Source organism: Clostridium fungisolvens (assembly GCF_014193895.1).
Lineage (GTDB): Bacteria > Bacillota > Clostridia > Clostridiales > Clostridiaceae > Clostridium_AR > Clostridium_AR fungisolvens.
The window spans coordinates 2414861-2436454 of sequence record NZ_BLZR01000001.1; the positions used below are offsets into that span (position 1 = coordinate 2414861).

A 21594-nucleotide genomic window follows, 5' to 3' on the forward strand; every position below is an offset into this window, starting at 1 on the left:
AGCAAATTAAAATCCTGTAGTGGATGCTCTGACTATGAGTTCCGGCTTATATACATATGAACTATGATCAACTCTTCCTTCAATTACATCCATAAGCATTCTTGAAGCTTTTCTTCCAAGATCCTCTTTTGGATGTCTTATTGTTGTTAGTTTTACTTCTGTAGCAGTAGCAATATAAGAATCATCATATCCAACTAAAGCTATATCTTCAGGTACTCTAAGCCCTTCTTCTCTGATTGCTTGAAGCGCTTGAACAGCTATTTGATCGTTATAACAAACAATTGCTGTTGGTCTATCTTTTCTTCTAAGAAGTCCATTAGTAAACTCTTGAGGAAAGTATTCTTTTTCCTTAGTACCGTATCTCCCGATGTTATGGTCATTAGTAGTAATTTCTTTTTCCTTAAGTGCTTTTAAATATCCAACTTCTCTGTTCAAACCTTGCAAGTCATCATTTTTAAAAATACCAGCAATATTTTTATGACCAATCTGAAGAAGATATTTAGTTAATATGTATGCACCTTCTACATCGTCCATACCTACGAAAGGTCCACTAAGCTCCTTATACTTACTATTAATCATTATATAAGGAATATTTCTTTTTTCTAATTCTCTATAATAAGCTAAATTTGTATTTTCTGCTGCACTCATAGTAGGTTCAACTATAAGACCAGCCACTCCATTTTCAATTATTTTCTCTAAACACTCTTTTTCTTTTTGCTTCTCATTGTTTGTATTGTAGAGAAGTAGATTGTAACCAGCAGAACTTAAAACCTCTTCTATTCCAGATATTATTGAAGGAAAAATATAGTTTGATATATAAGTAGTTAAAACTGCAATTGTCTTCTGCTCGTTTGACTTATTCTTCTCACTATAACTACAAAAAGTTCCTTTACCTTGTTCTCTCTTTATGTAGCCGTTATTTTCTAATTCCATAAAGGCTTGCCTTACTGTGTGTCTACTTACTGAAAATTTATCAACGATTTCATTTTCGGTTAAAAGTTGATCACCATAGGCAATTCTTCCTTCTTCCATTTCTTTCTTAAAAAAGGACGCTATCTGCATGTATTTTGAAATTTTTGCTTCTTCACGCATATAGTTATTTCTCCTCAAATTATTTGTACGTATGTCCTATAATTCTATTTTATAACAATATTTCTTTATGTCAATGCCTATAAACACTAAAATTCCAAAAAAATATTATTTATTTTCTCAAAATTTGTATTGAAATAAAATAATAAAAGGTTTACAATATACTCAAATGGTACGTACAAATTCTAAACTTAGCAACAAATTTGTATGTTTATTACTTAATATAACTTAACTAAAAGGGAGGATATAAAATGCTTAAAACAAAACCTTATGAATTTTGGTTTGTAACAGGTAGTCAACATTTATACGGAGAGGACACACTTAAAGAAGTAGAAGACCATTCTAAAGAAATAGCTGAAAATTTAAACGAGAAATTAGGATCACAACATAAAATAGTTTTCAAGAAAATACTAACTAGCTCAAGTTCGATAGCTAAGTTATGTATAGATGCAAATTCAGATGAAAACTGTGCAGGTATAATTACTTGGATGCACACTTTCTCACCTGCAAAGATGTGGATATCAGGATTACAACAATTAAACAAGCCACTTCTTCACTTACACACTCAATATAATCGCGAAATTCCATGGAGCACTATGGATATGGATTTCATGAACACTAATCAATCAGCCCATGGTGATAGAGAATATGGTTTTATCGGAGCTAGAATGCAAGTTAAAAGAAAAATCGTTGTAGGCCATTGGCAAGATGAAGATGTTTTAGCTAAAATAGCAAATTGGACAAGAGTTGCAGTTGCATTTGTTGAAGGTAAAACTTTAAAGGTTGCTCGTTTCGGTGATAATATGAGAAATGTTGCAGTTACAGAAGGCGACAAGGTTGAAGCTCAGATTAAATTAGGCTGGGAAGTTCATGCTTACGGAATATGCGATCTAGTGGATGAAATGGCTAAAATCACAGAAGAGCAAATAGATGAATTGATGAAAGAGTATGAAAGTGAATACGACTTTGCTGAAGATTTACTTGTTCCTGGTCCAAAGAGAGATGCTGTTAGAGAACAAGCTAAGATCGAACTAGGCATTGAATCTTTCCTTGTAAGAGGCGGATTTAGCGCATTCACAACTAACTTTGAAGACTTACATGGGATGAAACAACTTCCTGGTCTTGCAGCTCAACACTTAATGGCTAAGGGATATGGCTTTGGAGGCGAAGGCGATTGGAAGACAGCTGCCCTAGTTCGTGTTATGAAGATAATGGCGGAAAACAAAGGCACTGCTTTCATGGAGGATTACACTTATCACTTAGAACAGGGAAATGAATTAATCTTAGGCGCTCATATGTTAGAAGTTTGCCCAACAGTTGCTGCAACAAAACCTAGAATTGAAGTACATCACTTAGGAATTGGAGATAAAGAAGATCCAGCAAGATTAGTATTTGATGGAGCTGCTGGTTTTGGACTTTGCGCTTCCCTACTTGACATGGGTAACCGCTTTAGACTATTAATCAACGAAGTTGAAGCTGTTAAAATTGAAAAAGAGTTACCTAAGTTACCTGTAGCGAGAGTTCTTTGGAAGCCACTTCCTTCGTTAAAGGAATCAGCTGAAGCATGGATACTTGCTGGCGGAGCTCATCACACTAGCTTCTCCTTCGAAGTAACTACTGATCAATTATTAGATTATGCTGAAATGATTGGAATGGAAACTCTTATCATAGATGCAGATACTAAAATTCGTGACTTCAAGAATCAAATACTTTGGAATGATGTTGCATGGAAATTAAGATAGTTTAAAACACCATACTTCTAGAAAAAATCTGATTTATTTAATCCCCAGTATCATTAAATAATGATGCTGGGGTGGTAAAAATCAAACAACTGCTAAAGCTTTCTATTCATGTTATAATAATATAAATTTATTTTAATATTGAAGACTAAATTGTTAATGATAAAATACATTTTAATTTCAATGTTAAAACCAGTTTATACAATATTTTAAAATGCGGAGTGATATTATGGCTAACAATAATGATTTCGGAGATAGCAATTTAAGTAAAGTACTTAACTATGTTCATTGGTTTTTCATTACAAATATTTACTTCTTCTTATGTAATATCCTATTTATTATATGTGCATATACTGTGGAAATAAAATTTGGCAATATATTAGTGTTTTTAATTGCTTTAATTCCTACTGGTCCATCAATTACTGCAGTATGCTCTTCTATGGGCAAGATAGTTAGGGAAAAATATTTAGATACAACAAGAGATTTTTTCAAGGCATATAAAGATAATTTCTTTTCTTCAATGAAGCTATGGATTTTATTTCTTTTAACTACTTTCATATTGCTACTAGATATAAAATTATGCTTCATAAATAAAAGCTTTTTATTTTTGTTAATACCAACTGTTATAATTTTGTTTCTTTTAGTTTTGATTTTTTCATATGCCTTTCCTTTACTATCAAGGTTTAGCATGAAAACAATAGATATAATTAAATTATCAGTTTATTTAGCACTAAAAAATCCTCTGATTTCATTAATTAATATTACAGTACTTATTGTATCTACTCTCTTGTTTTTTGAAGGAAGAGGCATAATCGGTCTATTTTTAGGAAGCTTAGCATCATATGCAATAATATTTAATATGAGAAGAATATTTGATTATGTAGAAAAAAAATTTGTAAGCCCATAAGTTATTCATTATATATAAAAATATGAAGTTACGTAAAAGTGCTTCATATTTTTTTACTTTTAAATACCTTTTTATTCTTCCTAAAATCAATTTTCATTTAATTTAGTCCTCTACTTATAATATTTTAATAGCAATTATTTAACACAATAAATCAGAAAGATTAAAAATAAAGTGATGTTTAATACTTATAAATTATTCACCATATTATACAGAACTATTTTACCTTTATCTAAATATGTGAAAATATGTTATATTTACTATTGTAAATGATTAAACAATTGCTATCACTGCATATTTATTTTTTTATTCTTGATAAAATTAAATTTTATTTTAGAAAAACTTAAAATATTATTTCATTATTTTCCGTAAAATAGTATAATAATGTAAGAGTAGTATATTTAATTTAAACATAATTTTAAAAATATGCCATGATTTTTTTGATAGTAATATCTTAAACTATACTTTCACTGAGTTTATTGCATAAAATTTTATTAATACTATAGAGGAGAATGTCATGATACACATAACGGACTTAAAAGAAAGCTTACCTTTATTCAAAGCCTTAAGCTCTGATATAAGGGTACAGATAATTGAACTTCTTTCAGAACATAAACAATTAAACATGAATGAATTAGCAGAAAAACTTCAACTTACTAATGGTGCAGTAACAATGCACATAAAGAAATTAGAAGAATGTGGCTTAATAAAAACTAATACCTTAACTGCAAAACACGGGATCCAAAAAATTTGTTATTTGCATGAAGATAAATTCGTAATTGACATAGGAACTCAAGATATAGAAAATTCCTATGAATTAGAAATAGGAATAGGACACTATTCCTCTTATGAAATTTCCCCAACATGCGGCATTGCCACAAAAGAAAGACTTATTGGAGAAGTTGACAATCCAAGTTATTTTGCTGATCCCGAAAGAATTAATGCAGATATCTTATGGTTTACAAAAGGTTTTATCGAATATAGAATTCCAAATTATTTAAAGCCAGGTCAAGAGTTTTCAGAAATACAAATATCTATGGAAATAAGTTCTGAGGCACCTGGAAACTGCAACATTTGGCCTTCAGATATTCATTTTATACTAAATAACATCAATGTAGGTAGCTGGACTAGTCCCGGAGATTATGCCGACAGTAAAGGTATCCTAACTCCATCTTGGTGGTTCCCTAACTGGAATCAATACGGTTTACTAAAGCTCTTAATAATCAACAAGTTTGGTACATTTATTGATGGATTAAAAATATCAGACACTACAATAGAAGATATAAATTTAAATTATAAAAGCGATTTAATATTAAAAATGGCTGTTCCTGAGGAAACCAAACATGTTGGCGGCTTAACCATCTTCGGTAAAAACTTCGGAAATTATAATCAAGGTTTAAATGTAAGAGTTGTTTATGATATACCTAATAATTAACAGTAAAAAGTTCACTGAAGCAGCCTTCTCAGTGAACTTTCTACTATATATATCCAAAACGTCTAAAGTTTTTTAAACATCAAGATTTATCCGCATAAAATTTTCACATTTTCTTGTACATTAAAATAACTAAAGCACGTAAGATTCATATAAAATGAATTTACGCGCTTTTAATATGCATATTAAATCAGTATTGGTTATATTAATAATTCTATTTACTCATCTTCCCCCATATAGCTAGCCCTTTTTTATCAATTCCAGTGAATACTAATGTTGATTTGTTGTTTTCCCAATCCCAAGCAGGAATAACCTTACATTCAAATCTATGTTCTTCATCATTAGATAAACTTATAGTAAGATTATTATCTCCTTCAATACTCCATTTAGCGTTGTCCTTATCTATCTTTCCATTTGACTTAAAGGTATATTGTTCAGATGGTATTATATCATTATTGTCCTTTGCTAATAATATAACATCCCATTGACCAGCAATAGCATCCTTAGATATTTTTTGCTCTTTTTCTCCTGCATATTTTTCAGGTGATACCATCGGCCAACCATCTTTAGACCATTCAATTTTTCTTACATTTAAATAAAACCAATTTGGATCTTGTTCCGTTCTTATATGATGATATATATAATAATTATACCCGTCCTTTAATACCGAATTATGACCAGGCGCTAACCAACCTTCGCTATCTCCAAATTTATAGCCTCCCATAATTTTATTTCCTACTTCGTTTGGATCTATTATTGTGTCAGTCATATCATTTCCATTAATATCTAAATAAGGCCCATCAATATTATCTGACCTTCCCACTCTAACATTGTAATCTTTCGATAATGAATCATACGACTCGAATAAATAATATTTTTTCTGTGTATCATTATATATTATATACGGTCCCTCCACAGCACCACTGACAGAGTTATTCCTAGAAGATATGTTCTTCCCTTTATCCGCAGAATCAATTGGTTTCCCTGTATTCTTATCAAGTTTAACTATATATATACCAGTCCAAAAAGAGCCATAACTCATCCACATGTCACCGTTTTTATCAAAAACTATATTAGGATCTATAGCATTCATTTTATCTCCTTCTTCAGTCTTGATTACGTATCCCATATCCTCCCATGGTCCTTCAATAGATTTACTTCTTTCTAAACCTATATAAGATTTGTTCTTTCCAAAAGATGATGCAGCATAATACAAATAATAATAATCCCCAACTTTTGTTACATCTGGTGCCCAAAGTCCATTGGCACCAGTCCATTCGTAAGCTCCAGTTGGAACCCCCTCTAAAGCTTGACCTACAAACTGCCAGTTAATCATATCTTTTGATTTTCTCACCTGAATCCCTGGTGTTGCTGGACCACCTACTCTAGCATCTGTGGAAAAAACATAATACATATCTCCATCTTTAAATACAGAAGGATCGTGAGTACCTACAGTTCCCCATTTGCTTTTATCGTTTAAAGCATCCAAGTCTCTAACCTTTTCTTCTGCTATACCACTTGGAAAAGTTATTTGTTGTAAAGCTTTAGTTTTATTTGAAGAAGAACATCCTACAGCCCCGATTGAAAATGCTAAAGATATTGCTAATGCTAAATACTTCTTAATAGTAAAACCTCCTTTAATATGAAAATAGGATTTAGCACAGCAATTTTATTAGTGCACTAAATCCTAATTTAAGAGAATAATATTATGAAAATTTTCTTCTTTAAATTACTGACAGCTAAGCCTTATCATATTCCATGATAATTTAGGAAGAACAATCTCTAAACTTCCTTCATTAACTTCAGGAACATCTATATTCCTCGGCTTAACATTTTCAGGATTTTCAAAAGTGTTTGTAGCATTAAGATCAGGACCATCCAATACAACATGTTCTATAACCTTTAGTTCTCCAAACGACCTAAGCTCAGCAGATAATTCAACATCATCTATTTGGTCACAATTCAGTGCAAAAATAGTTATAGAGCTATCTTCTTTATTATAAGTGGCTGTTGATTGCACTATTGGTATATCCCCATGAATATTTGTTTTAAAAGTAGGTGCATCGAGCAACACATTCAAAACTTCTCCCCTTCCATAAGTTGATACCTGTTGAAAAGGATAAAAAGTCGTTTGTTTAATAACCGGTCCGCCTTTCTTTGTGAAGATAGGTGCTATTACATTTACCAATTGAGCTAAACATGCTATTTTAACTCTATCAGCATGCTTGAGTAATGAGCACATAAGCCCTCCGAAAACCAAAGCATCTAAAAGGGAGTATATATCTTCAAGTATAGGAGGTGCAATTTCCCAATCTTTTAGTTGTATCTTTTTTTGATACCAAACATTCCATTCATCAAAAGATAAATACATAGTTTTATTACTTCTTTTCTTTGCCTTTACATAATCTGCAGTGCTTACTATTGTTGTAATAAACTTTTCCATATCGGCAAAAGACCCTAAGAAATCTTCTGTATTTCCAAAGTTCTCATAATATCTATGACAGGATATGTAATCAACTTGTTCATAAAGATACTCAAGAACCGTTCTGTCCCATTCAGGAAAGGTTGGTATTTCAGCATTTGAGCTACCGCAAGCAACTAGTTCAATTGTAGGATCTACCCATTTCATTATCTTAGCAGCTTCTAAAGCTTTTTTACCATAGTCATCTGCATTCAAATGGCCTATCTGCCATGGTCCATCCATTTCATTTCCCAAACACCATAATCTAAAATTATGCGGTTCTTCATGTCCATTTTTCTTTCTAAGTTCACTTAAATCTGTACCACCTGGATGATTACAATATTCAACAAAATATCCAGCATCCTGAGGAGTGCCTGTTCCTAAATTAACAGCTATCATAGGCTCAATATTAGCTTTTTTGGCCCAATCTACAAACTCATCAATTCCAACTTCGTTTGTTTCAGTTGTTCTCCATGCGTAATCAAGCCTCCTAGGCCTATCTGCTTTAGGCCCTATTCCGTCTCTCCAGTTATATCCAGAGACAAAATTCCCACCTGGATATCTAACCATAGGAACCTTTAGTTCCTTGATTAATTCCATAACATCTTTTCTGAATCCTTGCTCATCAGCCGTCGGATGATCCGGCTCATATATTCCTGTATAAACTGCTCTTCCTAGATGTTCAATGAAAGAAGCAAACATACGTGGATCGACTTCCGAAATCTTATAATTTTTATCTACAAAGTATTTTACTTTTTTCATAACTATTGCTCCTTTTTGGTTTAAATACTGCTACCATATATTAAAACTAACCTTTTACTCCACTTATTGCTACAGACTCTATAATCCACTTTTGGAAAATTATAAACACTATTATTATAGGAAGCATTGCAACTACAGATGCTGCCATTATTAACGGATAATCAGTTTGTATCGCATATGTTGCATTAAATGATTGTATAACAGTTTGAATAGTCATTTTCTCTGGTGTGCTTATATATATAGCTGGTGCTAAGAAGTCATTCCATATTCCCATGAACCACAGTATTATCTGAGCAGACAAAGCTGGACCAGTTAGAGGGAATATTATCTTATAATATATTTTAAAGAAGGAACATCCATCTATTTTTGCCGCGTCTATAATATCATTAGGTATACCTTGTATATACTGTCTTAAGAAGAATATCATAGTTACGTTACCGAATAATCCTGGAACTATAAGTGGTAATAACGAATCTACCCAACCTATCTTTGAGAAGAAAACGAATTGAGGAATCATTACAACAGGGAAAGGAATCATCATTGTGCCAAGTAAAGCTAAGAATATCTTATTCTTATGTGGAAAATTAAGTTTTGCAAAACTGAAAGCTGCTAAACTTGATGTAAAAGTACCTACTACAGTAACAGTTACCCCAACCTTTAAGCTGTTTATGAAACCACTTAATAGCGGCCCTTTTTCCCATATTTCAGAGTATTTACCCCAAACAAAAGGTTTGGGTATCCATACAGGCGGTAATTGGAACACTTGGAGTTTCTCTTTTACAGAAGTAGAAACCATCCAAAGCAATGGTACTATCATGACTAATGATCCTGCTAACAATATAAGAAATATAATTATATTAGCTATCTGAGTTCTTCTTTTCATTCCTGACATTTCGTATTTTGGTTTCTTTTTAATTGTTTCAGTATTTAGCACTTATATCACCTCTTTCTTGTTAGCTTTCGAAGAATGTATCATTATTTCTAAATTGAATTAGTGTAACTATAAATATAAATATTGCTAGAAGCCATGCAACAGCACAGGCATATCCCATTTGGTAATTTTTAAAAGCCTTGTCCCACAAATAGTAAACTATTGTTGCTGCACTATAGTTTGGACCACCATTGTCAGTCATTATGTTTGGTTCAACGAACATTTGTGAACCACCTATGATACCTGTTATAACCATATAGAATGTAACTGGCTTTAAAAGCGGAATTGTGATATATCTAAATATGTTAAAAGAAGTTGCTCCATCTAATTGAGCTGCTTCGTAATAGTCTTTTGAAATACTTTGTATACCTGCTAGGTATAAAAGCATGGAGCCTCCAAGACCCTTCCATATAGCCATACCCATAATGGCTGGCTTAACAGTAGTTTCGTTAAATAACCAGTTTGGCCCTTTTATATGGAACCAACCATCTAATAATTGATTTAGTAGACCGTAGTCTCCGTTATATACCCATCTCCATAGTATTGATACAGCTGCTACAGAAGATATAACTGGTATATAGTAAATAACTCTAAAAGCTTTTATTCCAAATATTTTTCTATTCATCATTAGTGCTAATGCTAATGCTAAAATAAGTCCGATAGGAATACCAATCATCATAAATACTGTATTATAAAGTGATCTCCAAAAGTTTATATCATGGAACATATCTTTAAAGTTTTGAAGACCTACAAAATGTATGTCACCTATTGAGCTCCAATCAGTGAATCCTGCATAAAGCGAAAACATTAACGGGCCAAAGGCAAAAAGAAAAAAACCAAGAACTGGTGCGAGAACAAACAATAGACCTGCTTTACGCTCTTTAGCATAATAGTCTGATTTTATAGCCATGATTCCACCACCTATTATTATATTAATTACCGCGCTTACCTTATTATTTCTAGCTATTTTTATATTTAAGTACTGAATCTTTATCTATTGCAGAAGAATAACCATCTCTTCTGCAATAGATAAATGATTAATTTTAATTATTTCTTCTTTTCTTTCTTTTCTCTTTCAATAGCTTTGTCTAAAAGTTCTTGCATCTTAGGCTGAACTTCCTTACAGTATTCTGCAGCTGTCTTTTTACCATCTAAAACTGGTTGAATTCCTTCGAAGAACTTGTTGATCCATTCAGCATTATAAGTATATTCTGCTGGCATAGATCTACCTGTGTTTTCAATTATATTTAGGAATTCTTGCTTATTTTCTGGTTGAATATCCTTATTATTTACATATTCATTCTTTGCCATTGACATTAAGTTTGGAACCTGGATTTGCATGTCTGAAACCATCTTATTTGCATCTTTATCTGTTGATAAGAATGTTGCTAAGTTAACAGCTTCTTGTGGATGTTTTGTATTAGCACCAACTGCGAAACCAACTGAACCTAACCATGTAGCTGACTTTCCAGTAGCAGGGCTTGCTGGATATGGTATTATGTCATATTTGAAAGGAAGATCTTTAAATGCTGCTATATCCCATGGAGCTACAGCGAAGAAAGCTAATTGTCCTTTTAACCATCTTTGATAAGTATCTAGTGTTTGACCTTCTTGTGCTGAAGGCGTTATTTTATTCTTTAAAGTTTGATCTGCGAAGAATTGTAATGCTTCAGCAAACTTTGGATCATCAACAGTTACTTTTGTCTTAGATTCATCTAAGAAGTCTGCTCCGTTACTCCATACAAAGCTTTGAAGTGTCCAGTTAACATTTAAACCAGTTCCCCACTGATCCATTTTTCCATCACCATTTGTATCTTTAGTAAGCTTCTTACAAACTTCAATCCATTCATCCCATGTATATGGCTTATTTTTATCTGGAAGAGGAATTCCGGCTTTTATAAACATATCTTTGTTATACCCAAAACCAAAAGGTCCTATATCCTTTGGTAAAGCATATTGATCTCCTTGTCCAATCTTTTCACCATCATATTTATATTTCGCAAGTCCTTTTGGCCATATATCAGATAAATCTAATATTTTAGCTTCTTCTGCTTTTTTAAGATAAGGTGTCATATCTAATATGTTTCCTGAGTTAACCCAAGCTTTAACATCTCCTGGATTCATATATAATACATCAGGTAACTTTTTTGATGCCATAGAAGCTTGTATTTTTTGTCCGTATTGGTCAGCTGTAGTAGAAACAATCTTAACCTTTACATTAGGATACTTAGCTTCGAATTTTTTAATTACTTGATCAAAAACCTTAGTTTCTTGTGGTTGTCCATAACACATCCAAGTAAGTTCGATTTTTCCATCAGATGAAGCAGCATCTTTCTTATTTCCACAACCTACAAATACTGACGCTACTACTACTGCAGTAATAAGAATTGACATTATTTTTTTTGATCTTTTTAACATACATTCTCCCCCTTGATAGTTTTAAACGTAGAATTTTAATGATTTGTAAAATTATTTAGTTTAGGCCTATACTTTCATGAGTTTAAAGCTTTTAACTCATTTTTCTTTTGTTTTAATATTATATGAAATAATATTAAGCTTGTCTGTATTCTCCTCACTTCCATAGTTCAAAAAGCTGAGAAAAAAACATTTTGCACTTTCAAATCCTGCAACTATAGTGTATAATTTCCTAGTAAACATTTTCATTTTCGTTAAAAAAATATTTATTTTCACTATTATTGTTTTTTCATTTGTTTCTTCCTTAATTATATTATAACTCGTATAAATATTAAGTCAATGCTTTATTTCAAATTTATTTAAAATATTTTATGTTTTACTAAATTAATTATATAAAACTTCTACTTATATATTATTAATATCAGTATTTAACCATATTTAATTTAGATCGTTTTAAATACAACCTTCTTAAACCTAATCTTATCTTATATCTTAAGCCTTTTTACAATATCTATTAAGGCCCAGTCTCACAAACTTTCAACAAAACTCATTAATTTAAATTTCTTTTAAAATATACTAAGATATAATTTTAAACTTTAATGAAATAATAGAACATAATTTGAATATGAAAGCTATCTTTTAAAATCTTCATAGATTAACATTACACAATTTAAAAGCAAAAACCTATTGAAACGCACTAATTATGCAATACTACGAAAATTAATCATAGTTTCTAATCATATTGAATTTGTTATACTTTAATATTGTATTTGTACGGACATTTATACTATTAATATTACATCATTGAGCATACAAGTCAATGTTTTCAAAGAAAATATTTTATATTTTTATTTAATTATACCTCTTCATTATATATTAACTTAAAACATATACTATTTTATGTTATTTAATTAGCTCTTAAAGGCTTAAATATATATCATTTTAAATTTAGCTTTATCACTTTTCCTTTTCATAAAAGTTATCATATATACTTGTGTAGTACATAATCTTTATATTCAGTTCACTCAAACTAAAATTATGTTATGCTTTATTAGAAAATAAAAACTGCTATAATTCATTGGTATCAATAAATTATAGCAGTGAAATTAAAACAACTTATAAGGTTAAGTAAAAAAATAAAAAACCCTTAAAGATAAATCTTTAAGGGTTAAATATCAACTAATTAAGCTAAAGTGATATTTTCAGCTTGAGGTCCCTTAGGTCCTTGAGCTACTTCGTAGTTAACTTTTTGACCTTCTTCAAGAGTCTTGTAACCATCTTTTTGGATTTGTGAGAAATGAGCGAAAACGTCTTTTCCATCTTCTCCTGTTATAAATCCGTATCCTTTTTCTGCGTTAAACCATTTAACTGTACCAGTCATTCTGTGTACCTCCGAAATTTTATTTTTTTCTTAAACTTCTGTAATAATTCACAATAAAATTTCGATGTCCTCATAATAATAAGCACTAATTGAAATATATTTGTGTTACATTATTTACGTTTCATTTAAGTTACATACTTATAATAACATTAATATTTACATAAATCAACCTCTTATTTTTAATTCCAGTAATAAAATCTAATTTTTATTGTAAAAACAGTTCTCAAACCCTGGTGTACACCTTTATGCAATAAAAGCTAATCAGTCTGTTATAGGAAACCATCCAGGAGCATTTATAATATTTTCCCAAAGAACTTCAGGTATATCCAATATATTTTTATCTTTTTTACTTATAGAAGTGCGTATATCATCAACTTTATCATCTTTAACCTTTTCCGACCACTCAGGCTCCATTATTAACTCTCTTCCTAATGCTAAGAATTCTATTCCGCTGTCTAGCGCCTTTAGTGCTTCATCAGGAGTATGGATAGATCCCACTCCTATAAGTGGCACTCTTCCTTTAATCTTATCTTTAATCCTCAATATAGTTGGCGCTGTTATTGCGCTATCTCTAATCGAACCTTGCCAAAAGTTATTTAATGATACATGTAAATAGCTTAAGTCTTGTTTTGATAGTACATCTACAAATGTCAAAGTGTCATCTAAAGTTATCCCAGGACTTTCTAACTCTTCAGGGGAAAAGCGATACCCAACAATGAAATCACTTTTTCCTTCGGCTTTTACTGCTTTTTTCACTTCTGCAATTACAGCTAAAGGAAAATTCATTCTTTTTTCAATAGTTCCTCCCCAATTATCATTTCTTCTATTTGAGTGAGGTGAGAAAAATTGCTGAATTAGGTAGGTGTTAGCTCCATGTATTTCAACACCATCAAATCCGGCTAAAATAGCCCTTCTTGTAGTCTCACCAAAAGCTTTTATGGTGTTATCTATCTCCATGGCTGTCATTTCTCTTGGTGTAATAGCCCCAGCTCTAACTGGCGCAACGGCACTTGCGCTTAGAGTTTCCCCATTTGGGATTTCATTTGGTAACGCCATTCTTCCTGCATGAAAAATTTGAAGTATTGCTAAAGCACCTTCTCCTTTAATAGTTTCTGCAAGTAACTTTAAACTAGGTAGGAATTCATCTGAATAAGCTGCAAATTGCCCTGAAAACCCTTTACCAGATGGAGTAACATATGTTGTCGCTGTTATTACCATACCAACATTTTTAGCTCTTCTTTTATAATACAATATTTCTGCTTCGGAAACATTACCGTTCAATTGACCAGCAAAAGTAGTCATTGGAGACATTACAATTGGATTCTTAACTGTTTTTCCCCATGAAAGTTCCCTCGATTCAAATAGCTTTTCATACTTTGAGTTCAAAAAAATCACCCTTTCTCTATAAATATCTTTTATCATTTCTTTGGTATTATTTTACTACTATTTTAGATAAGTGCAAATTATTTTTTATTAATAATTAATATTCTTCTCAATTGAATTCAATATACACCCCATTATATAATTCCCCAATTATATATCTTTATACTTTATCATTGAATTTTTATTTTTTGTATATACATGTTATAATTGTATTAAAATGTTTTTAGTTATATTGTGATTCAATATTTAATAGTGTTTATAATATTAAGGAGCTTAAAGATTATGTTTGATAAAAAATCTCAATGGAATGAAAACCAAGCCACATTAAGATCATTTCTATTGGATAACAGCAAATTTGAAACGGCAATTAAATTATGCCTAGATCAGCACTCCATGGTACATCTTTCAGAAATGTCATCTATAACAACGAATAGTTTTGAGGATGATTTATGGGAAAGCTTAGATGAAACTTGTTTGAGAACCGCTACTAACGAGAAAGGTAGAACTATTTTATATGGTTTGTGGCATTCTGCAAGAATTGAGGATATAACAATGAATATTCTTGTAGCTGGTGATGAACAGGTAATTAATACTGAAAATTGGCTTAGAAGGACGTGCTCTCCAATTTGTACTACTGGGAATGAACTTAACACAATAGAAATTTTGGAATTCAGCAAAAACTTAGAGATAAATGAACTCTGCAACTATAGGATAGCTGTAGGAAGAAAATCTCAGCAAATTATTAGAAATCTTAAATTTACAGATTTAAAAAGAAAGTTTTCTAAAGAATCACTAAGTAGAATTATTGAACAAAAAGCTGTATCCAATCTTCCTGAGGCAAGTTGGCTTATTGACTTTTGGAGTAAAAAAACTGTTTCAGGTATCCTGCTTATGCCCGTTACACGACATCATATAGTTCATATAAACGAATGCTTTAAAGCAAAAAATAAATACCTAAAAGGTATAAAAAAGCCATTACTTTGATATTGTCAGCATATCAAAATAATGACTTTTAATTAAAGCTTTCTAGCTAATTGATCTAAAACACTCGCGTTAGCACTTAATTCTTGAATTGAAGCTGATATTTCTTCAAAAGCTGCTGCCTGTGACTCAAAGATAGTGCTCGTGTCACTGACTTTAGTCGAAATCTTTCCAACTGATCCTTCAATCTTAGTAAGCACACCATTTATCTTTTTTATTGACTCGCTGCTTGAAGCTGATAATTTTCTAATCTCTTGTGCTACTACTCCAAATCCCTTACCTAGATCTCCAGCTCTTGCAGCTTCAATGGCCGCATTTATACCTAATAAATTAGTTTGGTGAGAAACATTTTCTACAAATCTTAAAATTTCATCTGTCCCTTTTGTACTTTCTTTTGCAACCTTTACCTCACTTAAAATTTCACTATTAGAATTAACAACTTTCTGCACTCCTTCTGTTAAACTTTGAATAGATGCAGAAATCTGTTCAAGTGAAGCCGCTACCGCCTCTGAGGTTGAAAGAACTTTATTTCTTTTTTCTAAAGATTTACCAACCACAATTGAACCAATTACTTTATTATTATCATTCTTTATAGGAATTGCATATGATTTAAAAGGTACTCCATATACTTCCTTCGGAACATCCATTATAACAGTTCTCCCGGAACTAATTGCTTTATGTATTGCTCCACCGTTAGGAATTATGTCGCCTACTTTTCCTCTAATATGTAAATTACTGCAGTTTTCAATTAACAAATATTTATCTTCATCGGTAATAGCAAAAGATGCTTCATCATCAAATAAAACCATTAAATATGGTAGTATCCTGTTAAATGCTTCTAGCACTTCATTTTCTGATATTTTCAACATAATAAATCCCCCTAATGATTTCTTATATGTCACATATAATATTTCGTGTATAAACAGTAAAACTTTAACATCTATTCTTCTGATTACTCGTTTTATGTTAAATACATAATTAAATTTATAAAATTATTAAACAATATTTATTTAAAATTATACTGTTTATCATTTAGTACTTTTAAGAAAAGTAACTCTTAATCTTTAAAATTATATATGTAATAAGAAAGACCCAAAGAAGTACTATTACAACAGCAAATAAATAACTTTTCTTCTTTATCTTATCATACTGTCTTTCAGCATCTACTCGACACTCGTCCATAACGTTCTTTGGTATAAGTCTAACAGCTAAAGCTATTCCTAAAGGAAGAATTATCAGATCATCAAGAAAACCTAAAACAGGAATAAAATCCGGTATAAGATCTATCGGACTTAATGCATATGCAACTACAACCATAATAATTATTTTCGTATATATTGGAATATCTTTTCTTTTATAAGCCAAGTATAAGGCACCAATTTCTTTTTTTAGCTTCTTACCTTTACCAGTAAATTTTCTTATAGAAGTTCCTAATCCCCTTGAAAGTTTTCTAATCATGATTCCTCCCAATTTTGCATCATTAATATTCATATTTTAATTAGTATAATTATAATAAACAGCTTTCCAATTGTAAAATTTTCTTTTATGGAATAATTTAGACATAAAATGTGATTTTATTACAAATACTTATGTTAAGAAATATAGATTTATCACTTCAATTTAAAAACGCATTTTATGAAAAAGTGATTCATCTATATATAGTAGGAGGTGATACTGTGCATTTTATAATGAATCTCTTCGATAGTTATAGTTACGTCATTTTATTTATAAGTTTGACCTTAGAGCTTATTGCGTTTCCTCTTCCAGGAGAAATAATGATGACTTACTGTGGTTTTCTAATATATGAATCTAAACTTAATCTCACACTAAGTGTTTTATCAGCAACCTTAGGTGTAATACTAGGTATAACTATATCCTATCTAATAGGAAATAAATTCGGCATTGAGTTTATTAATAAATATTTTTCATACTTTCATATTGATAAAAAGAACTTAGAGAAACCATCAAATTGGTTCAATTCCTATGGAAATAACTTATTGCTCTTCTCATATTTCATTCCAGGGGTTAGGCATATTACAGGATATTTTTCTGGCATAACTAAAATATCCTATAAAAAGTTTGCTATAAATGCATATACTGGTGCATTAATTTGGACTATTACCTTTATATCATTAGGTATATTTTTAGGTCCAAATTGGCAAAAACTTGATAGCTACATGTCAAAATATATGTCCTACATTTTTCTTATATTGCTTATGATTATTGGAAGTATATATTCATATAAAAATCATGGATTTAAACTGGCAAAATTTAGTTATAAAATACTTAACAATACATTTATATATATATATTCCTTCGCCAGAAATCGTAATGTTATGAGTATATTAACTCTCGCACTAATAGGAATTTTTGCACTGATAGTAGGAATAATTCAAGACTATATAACCTCTGATTTAAATCAATTTAATTTAGTAGCAACATATTATATCAAGGATATTTTTTCAAATAGTTTATCAAAGTTTATTACTATTTTTACATTATTAACTTCAGATACATTTATAATTATTTTAATATTTATTGTGGCTATGTTAATACTTAAAAAAAGTTCTACTCCAGGGCTTGAACTTCAATTTCTATTTACTACTATAATTGGAGGAGAAATATTATGTATATCCTTGAATACCATATTTAAGCGGTTGAACCCAATATCAAACTACTATAGTAATATAGACTACACCTTCCCTAGTCATGAAGGTTTAATTTCAATTGTTGCATATGGTTTTTCAACCTTTGTAATATTAAAATACATAAAAAAATATTTATCAGCTGCAATTTTAATCACGCTAACCTTATTAATATGTTTATTATGTGGAATTTCGCCTATTTTATCTAATATAGAAAATCCAAGTTCAATTTATAATGGATATGTTTTCGGATTAGTATGGCTTACAATAAATCTAGTCTTACTGGATATATATACAATTATAAATAACAATCCTAAGTTATCTAACTCGTAATAAACCGTAAGCAAAAAACTCTGCTTGATTCTAAGCAGAGTTTTTAATACACTAAAATTCATTTGATTTAATAATTTCCCAAAATTTTTTGAAGAGCTCTTTGTATAGAATCCTTAGAGGTTCCCCATGGTTTATCAGCATTTAGATAATCAAATTTTTTAATAAACCATTGAAGTTCTTCTTGAAGTCTTTCTAAATTTTTCAAATATATCTCATTGGTAACTTCATACATGTCATCTAAGCCTTTCATTTCGGTTGATTCCTCTAACTCATTAATCATATTTATATAATGGTTACTGCAAAACCCCCTAGAATCTTTATAAAGCCTTCTGAAATCCATGTCCTTTTTCCAAAGTTCAATGGTTACCTTAATATTATCATTGTTGTTTTCATCAAGTTTACTACATATAAAACATTCATAGTTTGCTTTTCCATTTAAAGTTCTACTAGGATTTTTTGATAAAGACAATAGTTTCTTAACTACTGAATTATGGTTTTTTTGTAGGCTTTTATTTTTATGCAATTTTTTCTTTTCCTCATTTATTATTTTATCTAACATTATTGCTAAGCCTAATTTATCACTACCTCTATTTAATTTTTCAATATGATTTTCACAAAACTTATGCTCATTTCCTATTTTAGGATAAAAATCAATATCCATTATTCTTTCACCTAAAATAGAATGTATAAGCTGTTTCTCATATTTTTCTTCAATAACACAAAACGGGCATTCAGCCAATTTATTTTCGAAAGTCTCATAAATTTTTATCTCTTCAATCTTTAATTTTTTCATAAACTCTCCCTTAATATACCTATAATACAAATCATATTTTAAAATATAGATAAACTTTTTAAAAAATCATAAATAAAAAACATATTTACATATTTTAAATTATAACTCATTTATATTAAAAGATTTAGTTGTTTTTACCTTTTATTATCTATTGATAAGCTTTATAAAACATTTAAAAACTATATTCAATTATTTAGCGTTATAAAAGCATAGGTGCTGAAAACCTGAAATTTTCAGCACCTATACTCTACTATTAAGAATAATAGTAATTATTTATACAGCATCAATTTAATACATATCAAATTAATGCTATATGGCTTTCTTGCTACTCCATTTACCACATCTATCTCCGAAACATCCAATAGTACTTTCATTTTCATTAATTCTAACAACCTCACACCTATTAGGGCATCCTTCGCACTCAAAGCTTTTAGATATAAATTTACTATCAGCAAGATTAAATCCTTTAAAGTTAGTCTTCCCACTCTTTTCAACAGAGGCTTTTGCTATAAGTGCAGCACCTATAGCCCCCATCATATTATAGTGCTCTGGCACAAAGATCTCAAACCCTAGCGAACTTTCGAAAGCAGCTTTCATGCCTTTATTTGCTGCTACTCCGCCTTGAAAGAACACCTTTGATTCAATATCTTTTCCTTTTCCTATATTATTTAAGTAGTTTCTTACCAATGCATCACATAAGCCTCTTATAATATCAGAATCATTATATCCCAGCTGCTGTTTATGTATCATATCAGATTCTGCAAATACAGCACATCTTCCTGCTATTCTAACAGGTGTTGTAGACTTAAGTGCGTATTCACCAAATTCTTCTATAGGAATATCTAGTCTTTCTGCTTGCCTATCAAGAAATGAACCAGTACCTGCAGCACATACTGTATTCATTGCAAAATCAGAAACCACTCCATTTTTTAAAACGATTATTTTTGAATCTTGACCACCAATCTCAATTATAGTCCTTACGTCTTTATCAATTTCTAGAGCTGCTACTGCATGTGCTGTTATCTCATTTTTTATTGCATCAGCACCTATTAGCGTTGATGCAATATGCCTGCCACTTCCAGTGGTTCCTGCAGCATTTACCTCTATTCCATTATATTTTTCTTTAAGAATCTTAAAGCCTTGCTGAATAGCATTTATTGGTCTTCCCTTAGTCCTTAAATACAGTTTTTCTATTACATTCATTTTATCATCAATAAGCACTAAATCAGTACTTACAGAACCTACATCTACGCCAAGGTAGTACATCTCATCTTTCTCCTTTCAAGTAAATCTACAAATGCTTCTATTCTTGTGACATATCCTGCTTCTCCAGTCATCTCATCAACCACTAAAGACATTATAGGAAAGTCTTTATCACTGGATATCTTAGGCAAAATAGCTTTTGAAACAATCTCAGGCATACACCCCATTGGAAAAATTTGAATAGCTCCATCACATCCATCTTCATAAGCTAAAACTGCTTCACCAATACATTCTCTCGCATGCCCTCCAATATAAAGAGGTAGATACTCTTTAGACCCTTTTCTTATATCTAGAGAATTTAATTTAGTTGGGACAAGTGCTGTATTTTTTACCCACCAACTCGGAGTTAACCTTCTTATTGTTGAAACTCCATAATCCATTAACTTATCTTCAATGTATAAATTGGAAAACGGTTCTATTACAGTATATATCTCTCCTATTATTGCAATCTTAATTGGATTCTTTTTATCATCTATAGGTACATTATCTAATTGCTTTTTATAATCTAAAAGGAGTTTTATCATTTGGGATGGATTTGAAGTTCTTAGAGCCTCCGCCTTACATTTATGCAGCAATTTCTTACAAGTACCAGTTTCTTCTTCAAAACCAGCAAGATAGTGTGCTTTTGCTTCTACTTCATCAACCAACTTAACCACTCTTAAAGCATCGTACAATACCCTTATTTTCTCAAAAGCATTTTTTTCACTCACCGATGATATTTTGCTAAGTCTAGCAAATAGTTCTTTGATCCCTATTTCTTTTGGAGCATCTATAACTATAAAATCTAAATCATGACCAAGCTTTTTAAGTAGATTCATCTGCATCTCGCAGTATTCTCCAAATCTACAAGGCCCACAGCTTCCAGTTATTATTACAGTGTCTGCCCCTTGCTCAATTGCCTCAATATAGTTTCCAATCATAATTTTAAATGGAAGGCATATCTCTTCTGGTGAGTGCAATGCACCTATTTCAAGAGAAGATTTGCTACTCTGATTAGGTATCACATAATCAATACCAAGACCATCAAATAATGCTTTAGCTGCAAGATATACATTGCCCATATGCGGAAATGTTATTTTCAA

18 protein-coding genes are annotated in these 21594 nt (G+C 30.8%); 5 read left to right on the forward strand and 13 right to left on the reverse strand.

Going from position 1 to position 21594, the window contains the following annotated elements; genetic code table 11:
* Nucleotides 1-6 precede the first annotated feature (6 nt).
* Nucleotides 7-1092 carry a GntR family transcriptional regulator gene (locus tag bsdtw1_RS10360; RefSeq protein ID WP_280514137.1) on the reverse strand — a complete coding sequence of 362 codons (1086 nt, stop codon included), beginning with the start codon at nucleotides 1090-1092 and terminating at the stop codon, nucleotides 7-9.
* A 248-nt stretch (nucleotides 1093-1340) separates the two neighbouring features.
* Between bsdtw1_RS10360 and araA the strand changes: the two genes are divergently transcribed.
* The 3 genes from araA (at nucleotide 1341) to bsdtw1_RS10375 (ending at nucleotide 5167) form a co-directional block, all read left to right on the forward strand.
* Entirely contained in the window at nucleotides 1341-2831 is a 1491-nt protein-coding gene (gene araA, locus bsdtw1_RS10365; RefSeq protein WP_183277501.1) for an L-arabinose isomerase, read from the forward strand.
* A 226-nt stretch (nucleotides 2832-3057) separates the two neighbouring features.
* Nucleotides 3058-3735 (forward strand): DUF624 domain-containing protein, encoded by a 678-nt coding sequence (locus tag bsdtw1_RS10370; RefSeq protein WP_183277502.1) that lies wholly within the window; start codon nucleotides 3058-3060, stop codon nucleotides 3733-3735.
* A gap of 514 nt (nucleotides 3736-4249) precedes the next feature.
* Nucleotides 4250-5167 (forward strand): ArsR/SmtB family transcription factor, encoded by a 918-nt coding sequence (locus bsdtw1_RS10375; RefSeq protein ID WP_183277503.1) that lies wholly within the window; start codon nucleotides 4250-4252, stop codon nucleotides 5165-5167.
* Between the two features lie 211 nt (nucleotides 5168-5378).
* Here bsdtw1_RS10375 and bsdtw1_RS10380 read toward each other — a convergent pair whose 3' ends face one another.
* The 7 genes from bsdtw1_RS10380 to bsdtw1_RS10410 form a co-directional block, all read right to left on the reverse strand.
* Nucleotides 5379-6653: an arabinan endo-1,5-alpha-L-arabinosidase gene (locus bsdtw1_RS10380; protein WP_244638144.1), complete on the reverse strand. Its 1275-nt coding sequence runs from the start codon at nucleotides 6651-6653 to the stop codon at nucleotides 5379-5381.
* 240 nt (nucleotides 6654-6893) lie between these two features.
* Entirely contained in the window at nucleotides 6894-8387 is a 1494-nt protein-coding gene (arfA, locus tag bsdtw1_RS10385) for an arabinosylfuranosidase ArfA (RefSeq protein ID WP_183277504.1), read from the reverse strand.
* Nucleotides 8388-8433: 46 nt separating this feature from the next.
* Nucleotides 8434-9321, reverse strand: coding sequence for a carbohydrate ABC transporter permease (locus bsdtw1_RS10390; protein WP_244638145.1), 888 nt, complete (start codon nucleotides 9319-9321; stop codon nucleotides 8434-8436).
* A 19-nt stretch (nucleotides 9322-9340) separates the two neighbouring features.
* Complete coding sequence (locus bsdtw1_RS10395) at nucleotides 9341-10228, reverse strand: carbohydrate ABC transporter permease (RefSeq protein ID WP_183277505.1); 888 nt, start codon at nucleotides 10226-10228, stop codon at nucleotides 9341-9343.
* 137 nt (nucleotides 10229-10365) lie between these two features.
* Nucleotides 10366-11736, reverse strand: coding sequence for an ABC transporter substrate-binding protein (locus bsdtw1_RS10400; protein ID WP_183277506.1), 1371 nt, complete (start codon nucleotides 11734-11736; stop codon nucleotides 10366-10368).
* Between the two features lie 1180 nt (nucleotides 11737-12916).
* The gene (locus bsdtw1_RS10405) at nucleotides 12917-13114 is read right to left on the reverse strand and encodes a cold-shock protein (protein ID WP_183277507.1); all 198 of its coding nucleotides are present in this window, start codon (nucleotides 13112-13114) and stop codon (nucleotides 12917-12919) included.
* 261 nt (nucleotides 13115-13375) lie between these two features.
* Complete coding sequence (locus bsdtw1_RS10410; protein WP_183277508.1) at nucleotides 13376-14500, reverse strand: NADH-dependent flavin oxidoreductase; 1125 nt, start codon at nucleotides 14498-14500, stop codon at nucleotides 13376-13378.
* Nucleotides 14501-14779: 279 nt separating this feature from the next.
* Between bsdtw1_RS10410 and bsdtw1_RS10415 the strand changes: the two genes are divergently transcribed.
* On the forward strand, nucleotides 14780-15481 hold the full coding sequence (locus tag bsdtw1_RS10415) for a DinB family protein (RefSeq protein WP_183277509.1): 702 nt from the start codon (nucleotides 14780-14782) through the stop codon (nucleotides 15479-15481).
* A 32-nt stretch (nucleotides 15482-15513) separates the two neighbouring features.
* Here the strand turns inward: bsdtw1_RS10415 and bsdtw1_RS10420 are convergent, their stop codons facing one another.
* Nucleotides 15514-16347, reverse strand: a complete 834-nt coding sequence (locus bsdtw1_RS10420; protein WP_183277510.1) for a methyl-accepting chemotaxis protein — start codon at nucleotides 16345-16347, stop codon at nucleotides 15514-15516.
* A gap of 172 nt (nucleotides 16348-16519) precedes the next feature.
* Nucleotides 16520-16936 carry a YkvA family protein gene (locus tag bsdtw1_RS10425; protein ID WP_183277511.1) on the reverse strand — a complete coding sequence of 139 codons (417 nt, stop codon included), beginning with the start codon at nucleotides 16934-16936 and terminating at the stop codon, nucleotides 16520-16522.
* A gap of 218 nt (nucleotides 16937-17154) precedes the next feature.
* Between bsdtw1_RS10425 and bsdtw1_RS10430 the strand changes: the two genes are divergently transcribed.
* The gene (locus bsdtw1_RS10430; protein ID WP_205245279.1) at nucleotides 17155-18456 is read left to right on the forward strand and encodes a VTT domain-containing protein; all 1302 of its coding nucleotides are present in this window, start codon (nucleotides 17155-17157) and stop codon (nucleotides 18454-18456) included.
* A 67-nt stretch (nucleotides 18457-18523) separates the two neighbouring features.
* Here bsdtw1_RS10430 and bsdtw1_RS10435 read toward each other — a convergent pair whose 3' ends face one another.
* The 3 genes from bsdtw1_RS10435 to bsdtw1_RS10445 form a co-directional block, all read right to left on the reverse strand.
* Nucleotides 18524-19249, reverse strand: a complete 726-nt coding sequence (locus bsdtw1_RS10435) for a DUF6062 family protein (RefSeq protein WP_183277512.1) — start codon at nucleotides 19247-19249, stop codon at nucleotides 18524-18526.
* Nucleotides 19250-19558: 309 nt separating this feature from the next.
* Nucleotides 19559-20515 carry an acyl-CoA dehydratase activase gene (locus bsdtw1_RS10440; protein ID WP_183277513.1) on the reverse strand — a complete coding sequence of 319 codons (957 nt, stop codon included), beginning with the start codon at nucleotides 20513-20515 and terminating at the stop codon, nucleotides 19559-19561.
* A complete protein-coding gene (locus bsdtw1_RS10445) occupies nucleotides 20497-21594 on the reverse strand; it encodes a 2-hydroxyglutaryl-CoA dehydratase (protein WP_183277514.1) in 1098 nt (365 codons plus the stop codon). Before bsdtw1_RS10445 ends, bsdtw1_RS10440 begins: the two co-directional genes overlap by 19 nt.

Coding starts and splice junctions, on each gene's coding strand:
- bsdtw1_RS10360 (WP_280514137.1), bottom strand. CDS start 1,092: ATGCGTGAAGAAGCAAAAATTTCAAAATACATGCAGATAGCGTCCTTT.
- araA (WP_183277501.1), top strand. CDS start 1,341: ATGCTTAAAACAAAACCTTATGAATTTTGGTTTGTAACAGGTAGTCAA.
- bsdtw1_RS10370 (WP_183277502.1), top strand. CDS start 3,058: ATGGCTAACAATAATGATTTCGGAGATAGCAATTTAAGTAAAGTACTT.
- bsdtw1_RS10375 (WP_183277503.1), top strand. CDS start 4,250: ATGATACACATAACGGACTTAAAAGAAAGCTTACCTTTATTCAAAGCC.
- arfA (WP_183277504.1), bottom strand. CDS start 8,387: ATGAAAAAAGTAAAATACTTTGTAGATAAAAATTATAAGATTTCGGAA.
- bsdtw1_RS10395 (WP_183277505.1), bottom strand. CDS start 10,228: ATGGCTATAAAATCAGACTATTATGCTAAAGAGCGTAAAGCAGGTCTA.
- bsdtw1_RS10400 (WP_183277506.1), bottom strand. CDS start 11,736: ATGTTAAAAAGATCAAAAAAAATAATGTCAATTCTTATTACTGCAGTA.
- bsdtw1_RS10405 (WP_183277507.1), bottom strand. CDS start 13,114: ATGACTGGTACAGTTAAATGGTTTAACGCAGAAAAAGGATACGGATTT.
- bsdtw1_RS10415 (WP_183277509.1), top strand. CDS start 14,780: ATGTTTGATAAAAAATCTCAATGGAATGAAAACCAAGCCACATTAAGA.
- bsdtw1_RS10420 (WP_183277510.1), bottom strand. CDS start 16,347: ATGTTGAAAATATCAGAAAATGAAGTGCTAGAAGCATTTAACAGGATA.
- bsdtw1_RS10425 (WP_183277511.1), bottom strand. CDS start 16,936: ATGATTAGAAAACTTTCAAGGGGATTAGGAACTTCTATAAGAAAATTT.
- bsdtw1_RS10435 (WP_183277512.1), bottom strand. CDS start 19,249: ATGAAAAAATTAAAGATTGAAGAGATAAAAATTTATGAGACTTTCGAA.
- bsdtw1_RS10440 (WP_183277513.1), bottom strand. CDS start 20,515: ATGTACTACCTTGGCGTAGATGTAGGTTCTGTAAGTACTGATTTAGTG.